The following is a 21,804-nucleotide window of genomic DNA, read 5'->3' as shown; positions in this document are numbered from 1 at the left end:
TTGTGCTTCAAGTTGCTTAACTAATATAGCAATCTTGTTTGATTTGTGAATGAGTTTTTTTATGAGCCCCAAAAATGAACAGGCGAGACGCCTGTTTCACGGCTAAGGAAGAGAGAGAGGGTTGCTATCACTATTTTAGCTTAACAAGTGTTGGCTCTTATAGTTTTCTGGGTGCGATCGCTTTTTTCCGGATTTTTTGGTTAACTTAAAGTTAAGGTTGCAGATTTTTTATCCAGTCGCGGGTTCCGAAAACTTTGCAGGAATCGGAAGCTATCTTAGCTGCGGCGGTTAGGGCGTTTGTAAAGTTTTTTTGTAAAATGTAGTGGCAGAAAGCGCCGTGAAAGATGTCGCCTGCGCCTAAAGTGTCTGCGGCTTTGATTTGAGGAACTTCTAAACTGCCGAAACTGCCATTGCTAAAGTATTGAATTGGTTGTTCGCCGCGAGTGATGGCAATGTTGGGAATTCCGGCTGCTGACAAATAGGCAAAGACTTGTTTGGAATTGTGACAGTCGGGCGGATGGAAATTATCCGAACACACAGCCCATTCAACGAAGGGTAATATTTGCTCTAATCCGGGTTTCCAACTGCCGCCATCGAGGACAATTGGAATGTTTTTTGTTTTGGCAAGTTGAGCAATTTCTGTGCTGGCTGCGATTTGATGTCCGTCAAATAGTATGATATTAACTGATGTTAAAATATCCTGGTTAATTGCTTGACTGTCAACCTGAGATTTAGTAGCATTAATCGAGATTACTGCCCGATCGCCCGTTGCTTGAGTTACGATAATCGAAGAAACTGCCGGCGAGTGCGATCGCCCTGGCTGCAAATCGATTATCCTGACATTGTACTCTGCTAAGTCTGCACAGATTAATTGGGCGATCGCGTGAGTGCCCAAAACCCCCGCCAACACCGCCGCATTTCCCAAAGCGCTAAAAGCAACCGCAGCATTTGTCGCCGGCCCGCCCGCAGCAATGGTACAATCAGCAGCAACAACTTTCTGATTTTCCCCCGGAGGCTTCTCGGCTAAATAAACTAAATCCAAAGTCGCCAATCCCAAAAACAATCCAGTTGCCATATCTGTCTTACTTTTTTATTCTTATATTTGTGCTTAAATCTTGTGGCATGGGCGTCCCGCCCGTGTTCCATCTGTGGCTAAAAACTCCCAACCATCAAAATGCAGCCAAATCCCAATACAGGAACACTTTACATTGTCGGAACGCCGATCGGCAATCTCGAAGACATGACGTATCGCGCCATCCGAATTTTGCAAACAGCAGACTTCATCGCCGCCGAAGACACCCGCCACACAGGGAAACTTTTACACCACTTCCAAATCAAAACGCCCCAAATCAGCTATCACGAACATAACCAACAGCAACGACTCCCCGAATTCATCGACAAACTGCTGTTAGGAAAAAGTATCGCCCTCGTCACCGACGCCGGAATGCCAGGAATTTCTGACCCCGGATACGAATTAGTCAAAGCCTGCGCCGATGCTAATATTAACATTATTCCGATTCCCGGCCCCAGCGCCTGCATTGTGGGGATAAGTGCATCGGGATTGCCTACAGACAGATTTGTATTTGAAGGATTCTTACCAACCAAAGGTCAAGAACGCCAGCGGAGTTTAGAAAGTGTACAAATAGAATCCCGCACTATTATTTTATACGAATCTCCCCACCGGTTGCGCCAAACTTTACAAGATTTAGCAAACACCTTGGGAAACGACAGACAGATTGTGCTGGCGCGGGAATTGACAAAAATGCACGAAGAGTTTTGGCGTGGTAGTATAGAAAGCGCGATCGCACTTTACACCACACGCGAACCCCAGGGAGAATTTACCCTGATAATTGCCGGCATCCAAACAGACGCACCAATTTTCTCAGAAGAAGCCATCAAAGCCGAATTACAAACATTAATAGGAGAAGGCATAAGTCGTTCCCAAGCCAGTCGCCAACTAGCCCAACAAACATCCCTCCCCCGACGCCAAATCTACCAACTAGCCCTGACACTTGACGACAGCGAATCACCCGAACAACTCCCTTGATGACTTGTGAATAACTCTCTCTTCTCCTCCTCTGCGCCCTCTGCGCCCTCTGCGGTTAAATAAAAAAAGTCAAATAATCACACTAACAAATTATATGGTACGCGGAAACTACGATCGCCAAAAACCCTACTTACACAACCCCCACATCAACAAACCAATCGCCGAAATCTATGCAGACTTAGACGCCTTTAGCTGGGAGATATTTGAAGATCAACCCCACCGCTTCGATACAGTAAGTTTCTACGTCTTGCTGCCGCCGCTGTTTTACGAAGGAAAATTCATCAAAGGGATTTACTTCAGCGAAGCAGTAGAACTCATCAACAAACTCTTTCCCCAACTTTCCTCAGCATTTTTCTCCTTCACCTATTCCCCCGGAACTTCCTATTCTTGGGCGCCCGTAGCCGATGCCTACTCTAGTTTATACAAAAACCCGCACCGAGCCAAGTGGTTTCGCGAAACCTATCCCGATCGCGCCAACAAACCAATCATACCACTGCAAGACACCGACTTTATCAACGAATACTTAATTTCCCCTCGCAACGTCCCCGCCAAAGACATCGACATCCTCGCAGTCGCCCGTATTTCCGAAGAAAAGAACTTGCCGATGATTGCCAAAGCCTTAAAAATTTACCGCCAAAAGTATCCGCAAAAACCTATAAAATTAACAGTTGTCAGCGGTCACGATTTTGATATCAACAACTTGAAAACTCTCGACGAATACGCCTTAAAAGAATGGCACCAAGTAGAGGAGATTTTAGGCAATCCTTCCGACTACATCAACTTACTACCGCGAGTTGACTACTACCAAGAAATCCCCAACTATTATTCGCGGGCGCAAGCATTCGTCCTCGGTTCCCTCCTCGAAGGCAAAAACCGGGGAATTACCGAAGCAATGAGTTGCAATGTACCAGTAATTTGTTTTGAAGAATTCAACCAATACGCCCGAGGAAACTCGCCAGTTTTCCCAGAATGTGCGGGTCTTTACGCCAAATTTGACCCTGAATCTTTAGCTGATACGATTCATACAGTTTTGGAAAATCAAACGGAATTCAAACCGCGATATCAGTATTTAAAGCATTGCGGTCGGAAAAACTTTTTCAACACTTGCCTTGACAGTTTTCCTTACTACCAGCATAACATTCCCGACTACAAACCGGGAGCAGCATTTAAGAATTTGTGGCTGGATTTGGCGGTGCAGCAAAATTATCAAGTTAGTTTGGATAGTTTTTTGTATGGAGGTTCTCACTTGTCTCACATTCGCGGCACAAATGCGATTGGGCAGAATCTCGCCGAATTAACCAAGTTTTTAGGATAGTTGAAAATTAATATGTAGGGTGTGTGAGTTAGTTTTTTTTCAGGTTCGTAGTACGGACTTTAGTCCGAATCCAAGAAGGACTGAAGTCCTCACTACAAACCTGTTTGTATTACGGGTTCGTAGTACGGACTTTAGTCCGAATCAAAGAAGGACTGAAGTCCTCACTACAAACCAGGTTCGTAGTACGGACTTTAGTCCGAATCCAAGAAGGACTGAAGTCCTCACTACAAACCTGGTTCGTAGTACGGACTTTAGTCCGAATCCAAGAAGGACTGAAGTCCTCACTACAAACCTGGTTCGTAGTACCGACTTTAGTCCGAATCCAAGAAGGACTGAAGTCCTCACTACAAACCTGGTTCGTAGTACGGACTTTAGTCCGAATCAAAGAAGGACTGAAGTCCTCACTACAAACCTGGTTCGTAGTACCGACTTTAGTCCGAATCCAAGAAGGACTGAAGTCCTCACTACAAACCTGGTTCGTAGTACGGACTTTAGTCCGAATCAAAGAAGGACTGAAGTCCTCACTACAAACCTGGTTCGTAGTACCGACTTTAGTCCGAATCCAAGAAGGACTGAAGTCCTCACTACAAACCTGGTTCGTAGTACGGACTTTAGTCCGAATCAAAGAAGGACTGAAGTCCTCACTACAAACCTGGTTCGTAGTACGGACTTTAGTCCGAATCCAAGAAGGACTGAAGTCCTCACTACAAACCTGTTTTTATTACTCGTGATTGACGGGCCCCGATATAAATGCAATCTGATGCACCAGACTTCAGATGTAATTCTCGATACTAAAATCTAAAATCTAAAATATAAAATGGTATTAGGATGTCATTTAGCAGGAGAAACACAGAATGCACGACTTAAAAGTTGTCATCATCGGTGCCGGAATTGGCGGGTTAACTGCGGGTATCGCCCTCCAACAAGCAGGTTATGAAGTTGCAATTTACGATCGCGTAAAAGAACTGCGTCCAGCCGGGGCCGGCATCTCCATGTGGTCGAACGGCGTCAAAGTGCTCAACCGCTTGGGTTTAGGCGAAAACATGGCAAAAATTGGCGGCAAAATGGAGCGCATGGAATACCGCACCAAAATCGGTCAACTGCTAAATGACATCGATTTAATGCCACTAATTCAACAAGTCGGTCAGCGTCCTTATCCGGTGGCACGCCGCGATTTACAACAAATGTTATTAGCAGCTTTTAAGGGAGAAGTCAAGCTCGATCGCAAATGTGTTGCTGTAGAAGAAGATGCCACGGGTGTAACTGCAATCTTTGAAAATGGAGACAAAGCGCGGGGCGATTTGCTGGTGGCTGCTGACGGCGTTCGCTCAATTTTGCGTACCTATGTATTGGGCCGCGAAGTAAAGCCGAAATACGGCGGTTATATCAATTGGAACGGGCTAGTACCGGCGGATGAAGCACTAGCGCCAAAAAATACCTGGGCGATTTATGTCGGTGACTGCAAGCGCGCCTCATTAATGCCCGTAGCGGGCGATCGCTTTTACTTTTTCTTCGATGTTCCCTTAACTACCGGAACTCCCGCAAATCCCGACAATTACAAAGCCGAACTTAAAGAACATTTTACAGGTTGGGCCGCACCAGTGCAATTGTTGATAGAAAGATTAGATCCAGCAACAGTCGCCCGCCCCGAAATTCACGACGTAGGGCCGATCGACTCCTACGTTCGCGGTAGAGTTGCTTTGCTAGGAGATTCTGCCCACGCTACCTGCCCAGATTTGGGCCAGGGAGGCTGTCAAGCCATGGAAGACGGACTCGTACTCAGCAACTACCTCTCGACTACGAATTTGGGGGTAGAATACGCGCTCAAACGTTACGAAACTGAGCGCAAGCAGCGGGCGAATGCAGTTGTAGAAAAAGCGCGCCAACGTGCCGAACAAATTCATGGTAAAGATCCGCAGGTGACACAACAGTGGTACGAACAACTAGCTAAGGAACAGCCAACTGATGTGACAGATGCGATCGCCAAAGTTATCATGGCAGGGCCCTTGCATTAGCACAATCTAGCGGGAAAATCAATCAAAAATCAGCATTTAAGATTACAATAATGTCAGGCAAACTTACTACTCACGTTCTCGACACAGCCCGCGGCTGTCCAGCGGCAAATATGTCGATCGCCCTGCAATCAATTGACCCCAACTCCGGCGCCAAAACCCTGCTAAAAACTGTAACAACAAATGCTGACGGCCGCACCGCTGCTCCGCTATTATCAGAAAGCGAGTTCAAACCGGGAATTTACGAATTAGTATTTGCCGTTGGCGAATACTTCGCCCAATTCGCCGAAAATTTACCCGACCCGCCTTTTTTAAACAGCATTCCGATTCAGTTCGGTATCGCCGATCCAACCTCACACTATCACGTACCGCTGTTAGTTTCGCCTTGGTCGTACAGCACCTATCGCGGTAGTTGACAGTTGACAGTTGACAGTTGACAGTTGACAGCTTTATTCAGTTGACAGTTGACAGTTGACAGTTGACAGTTGAAAGTTGAAAGTTGACCAATTACCATCTTTTAATTAAAGAGGGGAGATGTCAAATAATTATTTTTATATCAAAAAAGTACCATGTTAGTCACAAAACAACCTGTTTTCAAACGCTTTTGGTATCCCGTGATTCCCCTCGCCGAGTTGGGCGACGAACCCAAATCTTTTGTATTGTTAGGTCAGCCGATCGCACTTTGGCTCGATTCCGCAGGAAAACCCGCAGCAGTAGAAGACCGTTGCTGTCACCGCACAGCTAAACTTTCCCTGGGAAAAGTTGTCAGCGGCAACATTTCCTGTGCTTATCACGGCTGGACGTTCAACTCGTCAGGAACTTGCGTCCGCGTTCCCCAACAGCCAAACGGCGCGATTTCTCCTAACTACAAGATAAAATCTTATCAGGCTTGCGATCGCTACGGATACGTTTGGGTTTGTTTGGGCGAACCCATCGCAGATATTCCCGATATTCCCGAAGCCGCAGACCCCAACTACCGCCAAATTCACGAATTTTACGAACCTTGGAATTGTGCGGGATTGCGGGTGATGGAAAACGAATTAGATATGGCTCATCCTACTTTTGTACATACCACAACTTTCGGCAGCGAAGAACATCCCACGCCGGATGTGATGGAGTTTACAGAAACAGAATGGGAACTGCATTACCGCAGCGTTTTGGGTGTCGCCAATCCGGCACAGCAACAGCAGAACTTAAAAATAGAGCAGCAAGAAACCGTGCGGACAATAGACGGAACTTGGTTTCTGCCGTTTACTGTCAAGCTGCGGATTGCTTACCCAAACGGACTCGTTCACATCATCGTCAATACCATGACTCCGATTGACGATTATACTTCTCAAATGGTGCAGTTTTGTCTCCGCAACGATACAGAAAATGAGGTAAAAGCCAGGGATATTATTGCTTTCGATCGCGCTGTTACTTTAGAGGACAAGCGGATTTTAGAAACCACCGATTCGGACGTGCCGCTCGACATCGCGCAAGAGCAGCATATGCTGACAGATAAGCCGGGAATTATCATCCGCCGCAAAATTGCTGCACTGTTGAAAGCTCACGGCGAAGTCGAACAAACTAAAGTCAGTTGACAGTTGACAGTTGACAGTTGACAGTTGACAGTGTGTAGCTGTAGGGTGCGTCGCCCTCGAAAATCTTTAAATGCGATCGACAATCTCATAGCGACGCACCACACGAATACTGTTGCTTGAATGTTAATAATTGGCATTAATTAATTTGAGCGATCGAGTAAATCCACCTAATTCAACATAAAATATGAATAGCTCTCAAACTTGCTGTGTATATCTTCTTCTGTCTTCCTTCTTCCTTCTTCCTTCTTCCTTCTTCCTTCTTCTTAGCAATGCAATACTCCCTAGTTGAACTCAACGGAATGAATCAGGAGGCGTTTACAGAAGCCTTGGGCGAGATTTTTGAACATTCGGCCGCGATCGCCCGTCGCACTTGGGACGATCGCCCTTTTGCCTCCACAGCCGACTTGCACGCTAAAATGGTAGCTGCGGTCAATTCCACAACTGGGCAAGAAAAATTAGCTTTAATTCAAGCACACCCCGACTTGGGAAGCAAAGCAAAAATGGCTGTAGCATCGGTTAACGAACAAGCCGGTGCAGGTTTGGATCGGCTATCTGTCGCAGAGTTCGATCGCTTTCAATTTCTCAACCGAGAATACCGCGAAAAGTTTGGTTTCCCCTTCATTGTGGCGGTGAAAAATCACACAAAAACCACCATTCTCGAAGCATTTGAACGCCGCCTCGACAATTCCCCGGAAGCTGAAATGCAGCAGGCTTTAGCAGAAATTTATCAGATTGCGCGGTTTCGTCTGGACTCGGCTATTAAGAAAGAGGACTGAAGTCCTCACTACGAACCTTGTTTCTTGAGTCGGCGTCGGCGGACATCGTTTGTATAAACCTGGTTTCAACCGCCGAGTCAGCTAACAAAAATGAGATATCACCCGATCGACCGATACATTCCGCCCAAATAGTTGTACAATAGTATCATAAGGCACAGAAAAAGATTCGGACATACCCTCGCTCAGCGCTGCTGATGCCAGGGAGAGTGGTGACAGGTTTCGATGTGCCTCCCAGAAACATCAACATCTTGGAGGCAAATTTATGCAATTCTTCAACCGTCAAGCAACCAAAAAATCCCCCGCGCCGACACCCGTAACAGACATCAAACCGGTGCAGCACGAAGAACCTTTAGGCCATATGCACGGTAATTTCCGGCACTGGATTTGGTTGAATCCATCCCATCACCGCGCCCAATAAATCAGGTATTTCTCGGCGGCGGCAAACAAGGCATACAGTACGGTTCCCATCACTGCCAAAACCATCAATCCTGCAAAACCTAAAGGCACGTCAAAATTAGAACTGGCGGTGACAATTAAGTACCCAATGCCTTTGTTAGAGGCTACTGTTTCAGAAATTACAGTACCGACAAAGGCCAGGGAAATTGCCACTTTCAGCGAGGCAAAGACGTATGGTAAGGTGTGGGGGAATCCAACTTTTTGGAAAATTTCGAGCTGCGATGCACCCAACGATCGCATTACATCTTTCATCTCTGGTTCTACTGTATCTAGTCCCAAGGCTACGTTAACTGCGATCGGGAAAAACGCCAGCAAAAAAGCCGTCAAAATTGCCGGCACCGTACCGATGCCAAACCACAGCGCAAATAGTGGCACTAACGCTACTTTCGGAACAGTATTGAATCCCACTAACAACGGGTAAAGAACCACATAGGCAATGCGCGAATATCCAATGACAAACCCCAGCACTACGCCGGCCACAATTGCCAGCATAAAACCCGCTAAGGTTGTAAACAAGGTTTGTCCTGTGTTTTCAATCAGTGCCTTACTTTGGTTGAAACTTGCAGCAATAATCGCTGAAGGTGCGGGCAAGTTGTACGGGGGAATTTTGAACAAAAATACCAGAATTTCCCACAACACGAACAGCAAGATTGTTGCAGCAAGCGGCATCACAATGCTGGCTGTTTTTGACCGAGCAAATCTCTCTAAATTATCCATTGCTTTCTCAAATGTCTGCTCAAATATTTTAGTTTGGGACGCACTCGCTCCCTAAGAAACCGGGTTTTTTAGATATTGAGGGTTTTCAGCACGTATGCGGGTTAAAAACCCGGTTTCTGACCCCCCGTGCATCTGTCACTCAACGATTAATTACGGTGAATGTGGCGCCTCAACTCTGCAACAATGTGGTTGAATTCATCTGAAACTATCATATCTAAAGTGACAGGACGTGGCAGGTTAACTTTGACTTTATAGACGATCGAACTCGGGCGCGGGCCCATCACATAAATTGTATCTGACAAAAATACAGCCTCCCGCAAGTCGTGAGTGATCAGGATACAAACGCACTTCACTCGCATCCACAAATCTTGCAGCATCACCCACATTTCCTCGCGGGTGAAAGCATCTAACGCGCCAAAAGGTTCATCTAGCAGCAGTATTTCCGGTTGGTGAATTAACCCCCGACACAGCGAAGCCCTTTGTCGCATTCCTCCCGAAAGTTGCCACGGAAACTGTTTCTGAAAGTCTTGCAGTCCGACTGTAGTTAGCAATTCTTGTGCCGATCGAATAAACTTTGCCTTGTGCTGCGGATCTTTGAATTCTCGCTTGTAGGGCTGCACTACTTCCAGCGGTAGCAGAACGTTGTCGAGGGTATTGCGCCAAGGCAAAAGCACGGGATTCTGAAAGGCAATTCCGACATTTTTTAGGGGTTTAGTAATCTTTTTTTCCCGCATCCGTATTTCGCCGAGCGGTGCTGGAGCTAGCCCGGAAACCATCCTCAAAATAGATGTTTTACCGCAGCCACTCGGCCCGACAAATGACACAAATTCTCCTTGGGCGATCGACAACGAAATTTCGTCAATGATGCGTCTGGGTTGACCATCTACTCGGTACTCTAAACCCACGCGATCGAATTCCAAAAGCACGGGTTCTTTCGTTTCTATCGCCTCTGTTGACGTTGTATGCTGTACCATAATTAGTCTACCTCTTTTCTTGAGTAAGCGATTAGCATTGTTCTGTATACAGGACGGCTTTAAAAATCGTATATTCCATATATTGTCGATGGTCTTGAATCTTTCTATATCGCCAAATACAAAAAGTTTTCAATCACACCAACTCACCATTAAGTGCTGTAAGTGCTGGGGAAAATATTAATCGATCCTAACCTATTGTTGTTTGACAAAAGAGAAAAAACTGTATATGTGTATACAGTATTCATTATTCATATAATGTATTGTATGCAAGAATCCCTGGCAAAGCTTAACTTTGAGGCAATACCTCCAAAGATTAGTAAGCATATTTGGCGTGTTCAAGGGGTTTTAGCGTTGGTTTGTTGTTCAAATAGTAAGCTTTTTTGTGATGAAAAATAGTTGGTTAGTACGATCGCTCTCCCTAATATTGATTGCAGCCCCAGTCGTCCTGAGTAGCTGTCAATCTCAACAGCCCAACGCCACAACTACTCCAGCAGCGGGAGGATCAACAGCCACAACGGCGGCTGACACCACGCAGAAACGTGCCATCAAAGTCAATCCCTCTTGGCTGCTCCAAGGCGATAATGCACCGCTGACGATCGCCATTGACAAAGGCTATTTCCCCGCAGAAGGATTGGATGTTAAAATCGAGCGGGGCTATGGTTCCTCAGACACCATCACCAAAGTTGCAGCCGGTCAGTTCGAGATCGGATTTGGCGATATTTACTCGATGATGGAGTTCAACGCCAAGAATCCCAACGATCCAGTAGTAGCAGTTGCAGTGCCTTATAATCGATCGGCTTTTGCGATTGTCAGCCTCAAGTCGAGCAACATAGCAGATCCTAAAGGATTGACAGGCAAAAAGCTAGGAGCTCCCGCAGGAGATGCACCGCGTAAACTGTGGCCGGTATTTGCCGAAAAAGTCGGCGTGCAGCCCGACGCCGTAGAGTGGATTACAATGGAACCAAAGCTGCGGGAAACATTATTAATTAAAGGCGATATCGATGCAGTGAGCGGATTTGCCACAACCATCATCCCTGCACTAGAAAAAGCAGGCAAAAAACCAGAAGATATAAATATCTTCTACTATAACGAGAACGGTCTAGATTTGTACGGAAATGCGATCGTCGTAAAAAAAGTGTTTCTCGACAAAAATCCCGAAGTAGTCAAAGGATTTTTGAGAGCGTATTTTAAAGGACTGCAAGACACATTAAAAGATCCAGCAGCCGGATTGGAATCTGTCGCAAAAGCGGGAGATAGCTTAATGGACAAAAACGCCGAGAAACGCCGCCTGCAAATCGCCTTAGAACGGCTCTACATCTCTCCCGAAGTTGAAAAAGTTGGCTTGGGCGGAGTCGATCCAACCCGTCTGGAAGCAACAGCAAAACAAGTAGCAGGAGCCTTAAAAATAGAAGCTCCCCCAGTCAATAAAATATTTGATGAAAGCTACTTACCTCCTCTAGAGCAGCGAGCGTTACCTCCAGCAGCCGATCGCAAACCCTTGACCTAAAAAATGACTGAAGTCATCAAAAGTTCGTAGTGAGGACTTCAGTCCGCAAGTTCGTAAAGTTCGTAAAGTTCGTAGTGAGGAATGAAGTCCTCTCTTAAGAATGACTAAAGTCATTACTACAAACATTTTAATTGCATTCGCTATATACGGTGTGAGGATCATGTCTAAATTTTTAAATTCCCAAATCCTGCTGACAGCAACGCCAGCACTACTTTGGATTAACCTGCTGCATTCTCCAGCCAGCTCTGCTGCGGAAATACCCGCTACAGAAACTCAAGAAATAATAGCCTCGCCAGCAGAACTACCGCTAGTTGAAGCTTTCGAGTCACCAAGTGCGATCGCCAAAATTGAAACAGCGACAAATCCTGCGGTTGCGCCACAAACAACCGCTGATGTCAAACAAGAAAATAAAGAAAATTCCGATAGTATTTCCCTTGCAACAGACAGGGAAAAAACAGCAGAATTTTCTCCCAAAAATGAAGTCATCCAGACGAATATAGAAACAGAAAAATCCGGCACGTTACCAGTTGCGATAGAGCCAAATCCCACACAGGCAAATCCGGGAACGACGCCAGAACTAACCGCCGATATTTCACCCAAATCACCAACAAATAGAGAAGCGGAAGTCGTCGCAGTTCCTCAACTAAATAATCTCCAACCGACAGATACACCCACTCAAAAATCCAGCGAATCAAACCTCTTATCAGAATCAATTCAAACCCCAGAAAAACCAGCACCGACAAGCATCGCCGAAATCTCACAACCAGACAGCCTAGAAGTAACCGATCCTTCCGCTTTACCGGAGATTGAACAGGTTACTTCAGTGTCCCAGCTCAGCGATGTCAAACCCACAGATTGGGCATTTCAAGCACTGCAATCATTAGTTGAACGCTACGGCTGCATAGCTGGATATCCCGACGGCACCTATCGGGGAAATCGAGCGATGACTCGCTACGAATTCGCCGCCGGTTTGAATGCTTGTCTCGATAAAGTTGCTGAGTTAGTAACAGCAGGAACCTCAAATTTAGTTAAAAAAGAGGATGTACAGAAACTCCAGAGACTGCAAGAAGAATTTGCAGCAGAACTAGCAACGCTGCGCGGTAGAATTGATGTCCTAGAAGCTCGGACGGCGAATCTAGAATCGAATCAATTTTCAACTACAACGAAACTTAATGCTACCGTTTGGTTCAATCTAACATCAGCATTTCCGACAGGTGATATTAGGGCAGAACGCAGCAGCACCGCCCCTGGAAGCCCATTTGCTCCGCCAACTCGCGATGCCAACAATCGACCGACTCGCGTCGAGCGCGGGCAGCCTGAAACTACTTTTAGTTACTACGCTTTCCTGACGCTAAATACTTCGTTTACTGGCAAAGATTCGCTGGTGACTCAGTTGGTTTTTGGCAACGGCAACTCGCCTGCAAACGAATTGGTTTCGGCTGGTTTTTACAACTCGTGGGGAACTCCTTTTTTAGATCAAACGGGCGCGCCGACGGCTAATGTTGTGGGAATTCGCGAGATGTCCTACACGTTTCCTGTCGGAGATAAAGTCCAAGTTGCGATCGGGCCGCGATTGAATTATTATCGATATTTCGATGGCAACCGTTTCACGTTTTTTATGAAAGGGGCAACGAGTTTTAACTCGACCGGCAGTACACTGTTGAATGCGGTCGATCGCGGTTCTGGTGCTGTTGTGAGTTGGCAAGTTGCCAAGCCGCTGAAGTTGACGGCTGCTTATATGGCTGAAAATACAGAATTTTTGAATCCTGCCGTATTTAATACTGCTAGCAATCCCAGGGATGGTTTGTTTAACAGTTCCAACACCATGACAGCGCAGTTGGAATACGCCCCTAGCAACTCTTTCAATCTGCGGCTGATTTACGCGCGATCGAGCCTCAAACCTTATAATGGATTTATTGGCGGTGCTGTGGGCGAACCGCTACCTTACGGTTATGCCGATGACGGTTTTGGGGGAAGAGTTAGAGACTCCGGTGCCGATACTTTTGTGGTTAATTTTGATTGGTTGCTGGGCCGGAATTTTGGTTTATTCGGGCGGTATTCCTACGGACAGCTTGAAATAAATCCGGTAAATCGCGATCGCTCTGGCGGAGACATTAAAGTACAATCTTTTCAAGTTGGGATGGGATTTCCCGATCTTGGAAAAAAGGGCGCGCTGGGTGTACTTTCCTTTGTGATTCCCCACAATTATATATCGGGTCGCAGGTTTTTGCTCTCGGGCGGCGGCAACGGAGGTACTCAGTACGAGCTGGAGGGTTCGTATTACTACCCGATTACTAATAATATTGCGATCGTCCCGGCATTCTACGCTATCTTTAATGCTAACAACTTTGATGGCAATCCCACCGTGTTTGTGGGCAATCTGCGGACTCAGTTCAGCTTTTAAGGTGCGGGTAGGGACACGGCGGGGGACATTCGTGTTAACAACTAGGTCAAACGTACTCATAGACTGCTGTTTGGCGGTTTGGCTCTTGACCCCCCCTAACCCCCCCTTGCTAAGGGGGGGGATAAGAATCTTCTCTTTCGTCCCCCTTAATAAGAGAGATGTGCGGGGGTGATAGGCTTGGCTAAAAACGAGATTTCTCATGACTTTTAGGCGATTGTTGACACGACGAAAGGCAGTCCCGTCTACCTACAGGTGTCGCGTACAATCTACCGAAATTTTGTTTGCGATCGCAGCTTCTTGAGGCTGAGGTATGTCAAACAAGCGTCAAGGTGTTGTATGATTGAGCATGAGACAGCCAAAACCTACAGTTATTTTACAGAAAAAATCTTAGAGATGAGGCTGAATCAACAATCTTTAACAATAGTGACTTCACTTTAGTTTTAACTTAAGGATAACTGATTTTGGCTCTTTCATTTCGCGCGATTCGCCGCACTCAATCGCTTCACGAACAAACTTACCAAGCTCTCCGCACTGCTATCCTGTCGGGGGAATTGGCGGCTGGAGAACGCCTGATCGAAACACAACTGGCAGATATGCTCAACGTCAGCCGGACTCCGGTGAGAGAGGCTTTGTGCCAACTGCAACGAGAGAATTTAGTGACCGCAGATCCGCAGAATAATGGATTGCGCGTGGCCACTTTGTCGATCGCAGATGCAGCGGATCTTTATGATTGTCGGATTGCTTTGGAACAGCTATCGGCGGCCGGGGCCTGCCAAAATGCTACACCCGCTCAAGTACAACAATTAGAAGCGATCGTGCTGCAAGCAGAAAATACGGCACCGGAGCGATCGGGCGAATTGACAAATTATCAATTGCTCTATGCTGACTACCAATTTCACCGCTTGGTAGCACAAAGTTCTGGCAATCATTGGTTAGTAACTCTCCTGGATCAAGTGTTTGACAAAATGATTTTAGTACGGCTGCGGACGATGGCATACAATCCCGGCGTCTTGGAAATTCGCAGCGAACACCGCCGCATTTATCAGGCTGTCAGCGAACAGAATGCAGCCGCAGCCCAGGCAGCGATTAAAGACCATTTAATCGCCAGTAAAGCGCGGGTAATTAAAGAAATTGAGGAGATAGAAAAGCAAGATGGTAAACAGTTGACAGTTGACAGTTGACAGTTGAAAATTGACAACTGACAGCACTGTTTAAAAAAATGCCACCGTTAAAAGCCCGGATGCGAGACCCTTATGTAACCGCTGACAGTTGACAGTTGACAGTTGACAGTTGACAGTTGAAAATTGACAACTGACAGCACTGTTTAAAAAAATGCCACCGTTAAAAGCCCGGATGCGAGACCCTTATGTAACCGCTGACAGTTGACAATTGATAGCACTGCTATGTAACTGTCAACTGTCAACTGCCCATTGTCATCCTAGGATTTGAGATTTGAGATTTGAGATTGAAGAATTGGGAATTGGGAATTGGAAATTGGCAAACTGTCAACTGTCAACTGTCAACTATCAACTGTCAACTGTCAACTGTTATATATGCCAGCAAATTATCCCCGAGAATTAGTCGGTTACGGTCAAAATCCCCCCGATCCTCAGTGGCCAGATCGATCGCGCCTAGCACTGCAATTCGTGATCAACTACGAAGAAGGCGGAGAAACCTGCATCCTCCACGGCGACGGATCTTCGGAAACATTTCTGTCAGAAATTGTCGGCGCCGAACCCCTATCGGGACTGCGCCACATGAATATGGAATCCTGTTATGAATACGGCAGTCGGGCGGGTTTGTGGCGGCTGCACAGGATGTTTACTTCTCGGGGGATGCCGGTCACTGTTTATGGCGTGGCGATGGCATTGGAAAGGCATCCCGAAGCAGTTGCAGCGATGTTGGAAGCCCATTGGGAAATTGCCAGTCACGGCTACCGCTGGATTGATTATAAGTATTTTGGGGAAGAGGCGGAACGGGAACATTTGCACAGGGCGATCGCCATTCACACGCAAGTTACCGGTAGCCGTCCCCTCGGCTGGTATACCGGGCGCACGAGTCCCCACACTCGCAAGCTAGTAGTCGAAGAAGGCGGTTTTCTCTACGATGCCGACAGCTACGCGGATGACTTGCCTTACTGGGTGTACGAGTGCGACAGACCCCACTTAGTAGTTCCTTATACCCTCGACAACAACGATATGCGGTTTGCTACGAGTCAGGGGTTTAATTCTGGCGATCAGTTTTTTGCTTACCTGCGCGATGCTTTTGACCTACTCTACGCTGAGGGCGAGACTGCACCGAAGATGATGAGTGTAGGGCTGCACTGCCGCTTGGCGGGGAGGCCGGGGCGGGCGGCGGCTTTGGCGCGTTTTTTGGATTACGTGCAGCAACACGAGAAGGTGTGGATATGCCGTCGCATTGATATTGCCCGACATTGGCATGAGTATCATAAACCGATGGTTTCTCGGGAGGACTAAAGTCCTTACTACGAACCTTTTCGGACTGAAGTCCTTACTACGAACCTTTTTCGGACTAAAGTCCTTACTACGAACCTGGAAGGACTGAAGTCCTTACTACGAACCTTTTTCGGACTAAAGTCCTTACTACGAACCTGGAAGGACTGAAGTCCTTACTACGAACCTTTTTCGGACTAAAGTCCTTACTACGAACCTGGAAGGACTGAAGTCCTTACTACGAACCTTTTCGGACTGAAGTTCTTACTGCGAATTTGCTTTGTAAGCGGCCCACCCACCGCGATCGGAAATATCTTCCCATTGGTATGTCTCTACTAACTCGCGGGGGTAAAGAAAAGCGGTTAAGACTTCCCCATCTTCCAGAATCACATCGGATGGATACATATGTGGAGGTTCCCCGGCTGCAAGCTGTTCAAAGTCTTCTGGAGTTAGTTCGTACACTTCTCCCGGAATTGATACGCCTCGAGCAGGCACTTCGTAAATTGCAGGATGCCAGCCGTTTTCTGCCGAGTGCAAGCGGTAAATCGGACGTGTTTTGGCTTCTCTGATGAACTTGGCTTCTCCGAGGTTGCTGTTGTCCGGCTGACCCCGCAGGGCGGAACCGCAAATGAATACTCGTTTTCCTGCAATTGCTGTTTGACTCATATCACCCGATCGATAAAAATGTACTTTTTTCTACAGTTAAATCGCTGCGATCGCTCTATGCTGCGTGCTGTGTTTGCCTCCAGCAGTTTAAATACTACAGCCGATCGCCTGTTGTAGGCAAGCCTACATTCTTGTACAGATTTAACTGTTCTTGCATACAGTATACAATAATTAGTTAAATAATTAATCATACCGATCGCGATCGCCTCATCAAATTTCCCAAAATTAGGAGAATGTGACATGACACTTAGGCTAGCACTTTCAGTGAACGGTTCGCGCCTCAACCACAGTATTGCCGAACTCGCCGAAATCGGCAAATTGCCGGGAGGAGGCGTAAGTCGGGTAGCTTTTACCAAAGAAGATTTGCTGGCGCGCAAACTTGTTGAATCTTGGATGATAGAAGCAGGGATGACAGTTCGGATTGACGCGGCCGGTAATACAATTGGCAGGTACGCCGGATTGCGCGAAGGCGCCGCACTAGCAACAGGTTCTCACATTGATACCGTTCCCACGGCGGGCCATTACGACGGAGTTTTGGGAGTTTTAGCAGGAATTGAAGTCGTGCGCGTGTTGCACGAAAATGGGGTACGCTTGGAACACGCCATTGAGACGATCGTATTTACCGACGAAGAAAGCACCGTTATCGGCTGCAAAGCAATGGCGGGAAATACAGTCAGCAACCCGGAATATTACCGTCGCAGTGATGGCACTTCGATTCAAACTTGTCTAGCACAAATTGGCGGAGATTGGTCAACAATTGCCGAAGCAAAACGCCACCCCACAGAAATAGCAGCCTTTGTGGAATTACACGTCGAACAAGGAGGCGTATTGGAAAGTACGGGCGACTGCATCGGAGTAGTCAAAGGAATTGTCGGACAGTACCGCCTGGGAGTGACGGTAACGGGCCGCCCCAATCATGCCGGATCGACACCCATGCACGCCAGAAAAGATGCCTTGGTAGCGGCTTCGCAAATGGTATTAGCAGTCAACAAACTGGGAGTAGAAACACCCGGAGAACAAGTCGCAACGGTAGGTTACTTAACTGTTTGGCCGAATGCTACGAATACTGTGCCGGGAAAAGTCGAGTTTAAAATCGATTTGCGCGATTTGTCTCAAACTAATTTGGAACAGTTGTTAACCAAAATGAAATTGGAGTTTCAAGCAATAGCTTCGGCGACCCAAACCGAAATCGAAATCACTCAATTGCTGCACGTAGATCCGACACTAGCAGCACCAAAAATTCAGAATGCAATTGTCGAAGTTTGTCAAGACTTAGGCTTTAGTTACAGGCATTTAATCAGCCGGGCGGGACACGACGCCCAAGAAATCGGACGCTTTACCGATATGGGGATGATTTTCGTGGCTTCTCGGGGCGGCATCAGCCATGCAGAAGATGAGTATACTTCGCCGGAACAGTGTACTCAGGGGGCTAATGCGCTGCTGCAAACCTTCTTAAAGCTCGATCGACTGTATGCTGCTAATGCTGCTGAGGGCGATCGGATTCATGGAGTTGTAGGGCATCATTAAAACGTGATAATAAGTGACTGCTAAGCATCTAAAAAATACGCCAATATTATCCGTTTCGAGATTTCAAGAAGGGTTGGCGATTGCCTCAAAGGAGATCGCCTTTGAGCAGCCGATACCCTAATAGTCAAGCGGGGTGCGATCCTGCAACGAGTGCTTCGCTAACGTAGTTGTTTCTGCACTACATATAGCGGTTCTCAAAAACATGACGTATGCCAAATTCTGCGAGGGTCAGCTTTTCGCACGGCGGCCGTTTTTACCTCCAGAAACCTCAGAAAGCCTATCGGCACTTGCGATTACCAATTACCAATTACCCATTACCAATTACCAATTACCAATTACCCATTACCCATTACCCATTACCCATTACCCATTACCTCACATTTACGAGAAAGGCTATATATTGTGTCTGCGTAAATCCTGTTAGTTGAAAATTTTCCTGAAAAATTACCGAAAGAATAGTAATCTAGACAATAGTCCTGGCTAAATAATTTTTTGTTATGAAATTAAATCGGTCTGGTATTTCTAAATGGCTGACAATCCTATTTACTGGTATTTTAATCACTTTCGCCTTGCCTTTGCTGGCGAGGGAAATTCAATTGCCTGGGAGTCGCTGGGTAGAAGTACGGCAACTGAAGGGAACCGTAACGTATCAAGGAAGACCAGCAAAAGTGGGCGATCGCCTGACAACAGCCGGCCAGCAAATCTCTACAGGCAAAGAATCTAGCGCGGTTTTAGCGGTAGACACTGGCATCGCCACGATTAGTCTAGCAGAATTAAGCACCGTCCAAGTTAAAGGTCTGTCCGTTGCTGTCAATGGAGGTAGAGTTACCCTGCTGTCAGTCCCCGCAGGATTAGCAAGAGTTTCAGCCCGACGCTTGACTAACCCCAATTCGCGCCTAGAAATTAACAACCCAGCCGGAGTTGTGGGCGTCAGGGGGACTGAGTTCTCCGTGGGTGTTGGTCCAGAGGGAAAAGCAGCAACTGCCTTATTTGAGGGGAAGGTTGACGCTAGCGCTCAAGGGCAAACTGTGAAGATAGAAAAGGGCTATGCTTCCGTCACTTTTCCCGGCAATCCTCCCGCTCCACCCCAGCCATTCAAAGAAAATCTGAAGTATGAATTGATCAGTTTATCAGTCATCAGTCCAAACAAAGTTCGATGTATTTGTAATGTCGATCCGCTGAATTTAGTGTATTTAAATGACCAACCCTTAAAGATGGATCGAACAGGTAAAATCGATGAGGTAGTGCCGAAGCCAGCTAACTCTGACTATTGGCTAGTGGTTCGCAGTCCACTGGGAAATGAGGTATCTTATGAACTCGGTGAAAGTTTAATTAAGAAATAGGTAATGACTAAATTAATAATCCCTCGTTTGCGAGTTTTTTTTGCCCGCAGCCAATCCTTAATGCCGGGGGTTGCTGCTGCTATTCTTTCCTTGGGTGCATTGCATTTGGATGCCTGGAAACCGCTGGAACAACTGAGCTCTAACAGCCTGTTTCAACTTCGCGAAAGTGGAATTTTACCCAAACCTATTTGGGATAAACGAGTGGCGGTGATTGCAATAGACGAAGCAACTTTAAGGAAGTTGGGGAGATTTCCGTTTTCGCGCGATCGCTACAGTCAATTATTACAAGCCCTTTCCCCTGCTAAACCCGCAGTCGTTGGTTTCGACATTATTTTTGCCGAACCCAGTCCCAAAGATGACCAATTTGCAGACGCTATGAGTGCAAGAGGTAATGTAGTGTTAGCCCTGGCTGCGGATAACCAAAAAAAACTGCTACCAATTGTACCAACTTTAGAAGCCGTAGCTGCCGAGCGAGGCCATATTTTGCATAACTCAGACACAGATGGGATCGGTCGTCAAGCCATCCTGTGGGTGCGAGATATTCCCTCATTGGGAATGGCCATGCTGCGCGTTTACAACGCCGACAAGCAACCGCAATCTGGAGGGCTAGAAAAGTTTTTATCACCGCCTAATAACGGTAGTCTAGAATTTCAGAGTGCTGGGATAAATTGGCCTGGAAAAGTGCAAAATTTACCGACTTATTCGTTTGCTGATGTTCTGGAAGCTAAAATTACCAAAGATGCTTTTAAAGACAAATTGGTATTAGTAGGTACGACAGCAACAGGTTTAGATCCTTTGCGGACTCCTATCGATCGAATTCCACCAACCAGCGGGATCTACCTTCATGCCGCAGTTATTGATAACTTGCTAAATAACCGACTGCTGCAAGCTTTACCTGACTGGACAAGTTGGCTGATATTACTTTTAATTGGGCCAATTACTAGCGGGATATTATCGAAAATTGGGCCTAGGGGACGAATTGCGATCGCTATCCTTTTCCCTCTAATCTGGTATGCAGTTTCTTTCTTGTTATTTACGTTGAATTCTCTACTAATGCCCATCGCTGCACCGATTGGTACGATCGTCTTAGCTGGAATTGGACTGCAACTGCGAGAACAACAAGAGAAACAACAATTAATGAGCCTGTTTGAAAAATACATGGCAAAAGAAACTGCTGAACTAATTTGGGAGCGAAAGGACGAAATATTTAAAAATGGCGAAATGCAACCGCAAGAAATGGTCGCCACCGTTTTATTTATGGATATTCGAGGGTTTACTAGCATTTCCGAGCAACTATCTCCCGGTGAATTGATGCCTTGGCTGAATCAATATTTAAATGCTATGAGTGAGTGTATTATGGATCACGGAGGCGTTATCGATAAATATATTGGAGATGCAATTATGGCAATATTTGGCATTCCATTTCCTCATACCAAACCTGAAGAAATTAAACAGGATGCTCAAAATTGTATCGCCGCTTGCTTGGATATGTGTGAACGATTGAAACAATTAAATCAACAATTTGAAAAGGAAGGCAAGCCAAAGATTGAATTTGGAATTGGCATTCATACAGGGTCGATTATTGCTGGAACTGTTGGCGGCGGGAAGCGATTAAATTTTTCGGTTTTAGGAGATACTGTGAATATTGCCGCCAGATTGGAAGCCATGAATAAAGATCTTAAAGAAGGCAATCCTTATCGGGTATTAATAACTGGGGAAACATGGGAATGGGTGAGCGATAGCTACGAAGCAAAGCCAGTTAAAAGTATTCAATTAAGAGGCAGAAAACAAGAAACAACTATTTGCGCGATCGTTGGCAAAAAATGAAACAGGGGGCGAATGCGCTGCTGCAAACCTTCCTAAAGCTCGATCGGCTGTATGCTGCTAATGCTGCACAGGGCGATCGATAATCGACTCTCAAACCGATGTATGGTGCGTGACAGTGACTAGATGGCTCTCCCGAATGCTTGGGATAAAATGTAGCAAACGATCCTAAATATGTTGGAAATGAACGCTGAAACCGT

General features: G+C 46.4%; 21 protein-coding genes. 14 read left to right on the top strand and 7 right to left on the bottom strand.

Annotation, left to right across the window (positions count from 1 at the left end):
* Positions 1-211 precede the first annotated feature (211 nt).
* On the bottom strand, positions 212-1,075 hold the full coding sequence (locus QZW47_RS08695; protein WP_293126116.1) for a sugar kinase: 864 nt from the start codon (positions 1,073-1,075) through the stop codon (positions 212-214).
* A 99-nt stretch (positions 1,076-1,174) separates the two neighbouring features.
* On the opposite strand from QZW47_RS08695, the gene rsmI reads away from it, so the two are divergent.
* Positions 1,175-2,047, top strand: coding sequence for a 16S rRNA (cytidine(1402)-2'-O)-methyltransferase (rsmI, locus tag QZW47_RS08690; protein ID WP_293126114.1), 873 nt, complete (start codon positions 1,175-1,177; stop codon positions 2,045-2,047).
* A gap of 94 nt (positions 2,048-2,141) precedes the next feature.
* A complete protein-coding gene (locus QZW47_RS08685; RefSeq protein ID WP_293126112.1) occupies positions 2,142-3,362 on the top strand; it encodes a glycosyltransferase in 1,221 nt (406 codons plus the stop codon).
* A 109-nt stretch (positions 3,363-3,471) separates the two neighbouring features.
* Here the strand turns inward: QZW47_RS08685 and QZW47_RS08680 are convergent, their stop codons facing one another.
* Complete coding sequence (locus tag QZW47_RS08680; RefSeq protein WP_293126110.1) at positions 3,472-3,987, bottom strand: hypothetical protein; 516 nt, start codon at positions 3,985-3,987, stop codon at positions 3,472-3,474.
* A 229-nt stretch (positions 3,988-4,216) separates the two neighbouring features.
* On the opposite strand from QZW47_RS08680, the gene hpxO reads away from it, so the two are divergent.
* From hpxO to QZW47_RS08665, 3 genes are all read left to right on the top strand, one after another.
* A complete protein-coding gene (gene hpxO, locus QZW47_RS08675) occupies positions 4,217-5,377 on the top strand; it encodes an FAD-dependent urate hydroxylase HpxO (RefSeq protein ID WP_293126108.1) in 1,161 nt (386 codons plus the stop codon).
* Positions 5,378-5,427: 50 nt separating this feature from the next.
* Complete coding sequence (gene uraH / locus QZW47_RS08670; RefSeq protein ID WP_293126106.1) at positions 5,428-5,790, top strand: hydroxyisourate hydrolase; 363 nt, start codon at positions 5,428-5,430, stop codon at positions 5,788-5,790.
* Between the two features lie 153 nt (positions 5,791-5,943).
* On the top strand, positions 5,944-6,957 hold the full coding sequence (locus QZW47_RS08665; RefSeq protein ID WP_293126104.1) for an aromatic ring-hydroxylating dioxygenase subunit alpha: 1,014 nt from the start codon (positions 5,944-5,946) through the stop codon (positions 6,955-6,957).
* Positions 6,958-7,129: 172 nt separating this feature from the next.
* Here the strand turns inward: QZW47_RS08665 and QZW47_RS08660 are convergent, their stop codons facing one another.
* Positions 7,130-7,252: a hypothetical protein gene (locus tag QZW47_RS08660; protein WP_293126102.1), complete on the bottom strand. Its 123-nt coding sequence runs from the start codon at positions 7,250-7,252 to the stop codon at positions 7,130-7,132.
* A gap of 4 nt (positions 7,253-7,256) precedes the next feature.
* On the opposite strand from QZW47_RS08660, the gene uraD reads away from it, so the two are divergent.
* Both uraD and QZW47_RS08650 read left to right on the top strand, forming a co-directional pair.
* Positions 7,257-7,733: a 2-oxo-4-hydroxy-4-carboxy-5-ureidoimidazoline decarboxylase gene (gene uraD, locus QZW47_RS08655; protein ID WP_293126100.1), complete on the top strand. Its 477-nt coding sequence runs from the start codon at positions 7,257-7,259 to the stop codon at positions 7,731-7,733.
* 262 nt (positions 7,734-7,995) lie between these two features.
* A complete protein-coding gene (locus QZW47_RS08650; protein ID WP_293126098.1) occupies positions 7,996-8,151 on the top strand; it encodes a hypothetical protein in 156 nt (51 codons plus the stop codon).
* On the opposite strand, the gene QZW47_RS08645 is transcribed toward QZW47_RS08650, so the two are convergent.
* Together QZW47_RS08645 and QZW47_RS08640 are read right to left on the bottom strand one after the other, a co-directional pair.
* Positions 8,136-8,906 carry an ABC transporter permease gene (locus tag QZW47_RS08645; protein WP_293126096.1) on the bottom strand — a complete coding sequence of 257 codons (771 nt, stop codon included), beginning with the start codon at positions 8,904-8,906 and terminating at the stop codon, positions 8,136-8,138. The two genes, QZW47_RS08650 and QZW47_RS08645, sit on opposite strands and share 16 nt — an antisense overlap.
* A gap of 146 nt (positions 8,907-9,052) precedes the next feature.
* Positions 9,053-9,880 carry an ABC transporter ATP-binding protein gene (locus QZW47_RS08640; RefSeq protein WP_293126094.1) on the bottom strand — a complete coding sequence of 276 codons (828 nt, stop codon included), beginning with the start codon at positions 9,878-9,880 and terminating at the stop codon, positions 9,053-9,055.
* A gap of 385 nt (positions 9,881-10,265) precedes the next feature.
* Here QZW47_RS08640 and QZW47_RS08635 point away from each other — a divergent pair, with 385 nt between their 5' ends.
* The 4 genes from QZW47_RS08635 (at position 10,266) to puuE (ending at position 16,268) form a co-directional block, all read left to right on the top strand.
* On the top strand, positions 10,266-11,387 hold the full coding sequence (locus QZW47_RS08635) for an ABC transporter substrate-binding protein (protein WP_293126092.1): 1,122 nt from the start codon (positions 10,266-10,268) through the stop codon (positions 11,385-11,387).
* Between the two features lie 160 nt (positions 11,388-11,547).
* Complete coding sequence (locus QZW47_RS08630; RefSeq protein WP_293126090.1) at positions 11,548-13,791, top strand: iron uptake porin; 2,244 nt, start codon at positions 11,548-11,550, stop codon at positions 13,789-13,791.
* A gap of 461 nt (positions 13,792-14,252) precedes the next feature.
* Positions 14,253-14,972: a GntR family transcriptional regulator gene (locus QZW47_RS08625; protein ID WP_293126088.1), complete on the top strand. Its 720-nt coding sequence runs from the start codon at positions 14,253-14,255 to the stop codon at positions 14,970-14,972.
* Between the two features lie 372 nt (positions 14,973-15,344).
* Positions 15,345-16,268 carry an allantoinase PuuE gene (puuE, locus tag QZW47_RS08620; RefSeq protein WP_293126086.1) on the top strand — a complete coding sequence of 308 codons (924 nt, stop codon included), beginning with the start codon at positions 15,345-15,347 and terminating at the stop codon, positions 16,266-16,268.
* Positions 16,269-16,508: 240 nt separating this feature from the next.
* On the opposite strand, the gene QZW47_RS08615 is transcribed toward puuE, so the two are convergent.
* Positions 16,509-16,910 carry a gamma-glutamylcyclotransferase gene (locus QZW47_RS08615; protein WP_293126084.1) on the bottom strand — a complete coding sequence of 134 codons (402 nt, stop codon included), beginning with the start codon at positions 16,908-16,910 and terminating at the stop codon, positions 16,509-16,511.
* On the bottom strand, positions 16,907-17,152 hold the full coding sequence (locus QZW47_RS08610; RefSeq protein WP_293126082.1) for a hypothetical protein: 246 nt from the start codon (positions 17,150-17,152) through the stop codon (positions 16,907-16,909). Before QZW47_RS08610 ends, QZW47_RS08615 begins: the two co-directional genes overlap by 4 nt.
* Here QZW47_RS08610 and QZW47_RS08605 point away from each other — a divergent pair.
* The 3 genes from QZW47_RS08605 to QZW47_RS08595 all read left to right on the top strand — a co-directional run bounded on the left by QZW47_RS08605 (position 17,151) and on the right by QZW47_RS08595 (position 21,607).
* The gene (locus tag QZW47_RS08605; RefSeq protein WP_293126080.1) at positions 17,151-18,437 is read left to right on the top strand and encodes a Zn-dependent hydrolase; all 1,287 of its coding nucleotides are present in this window, start codon (positions 17,151-17,153) and stop codon (positions 18,435-18,437) included. The genes QZW47_RS08610 and QZW47_RS08605 overlap by 2 nt on opposite strands.
* Positions 18,438-18,934: 497 nt before the next feature.
* Entirely contained in the window at positions 18,935-19,780 is an 846-nt protein-coding gene (locus QZW47_RS08600) for a FecR domain-containing protein (RefSeq protein ID WP_293126078.1), read from the top strand.
* Between the two features lie 3 nt (positions 19,781-19,783).
* Positions 19,784-21,607: an adenylate/guanylate cyclase domain-containing protein gene (locus QZW47_RS08595; RefSeq protein ID WP_293126076.1), complete on the top strand. Its 1,824-nt coding sequence runs from the start codon at positions 19,784-19,786 to the stop codon at positions 21,605-21,607.
* Positions 21,608-21,804: the final 197 nt, after the last annotated feature.

The organism is Microcoleus sp. bin38.metabat.b11b12b14.051, from assembly GCF_013299165.1.
Taxonomy (GTDB): domain Bacteria; phylum Cyanobacteriota; class Cyanobacteriia; order Cyanobacteriales; family Microcoleaceae; genus Microcoleus.
The sequence above is the reverse complement of the archived record's forward strand: the minus strand, read 5'-3'. Positions and strand labels throughout refer to the sequence as shown.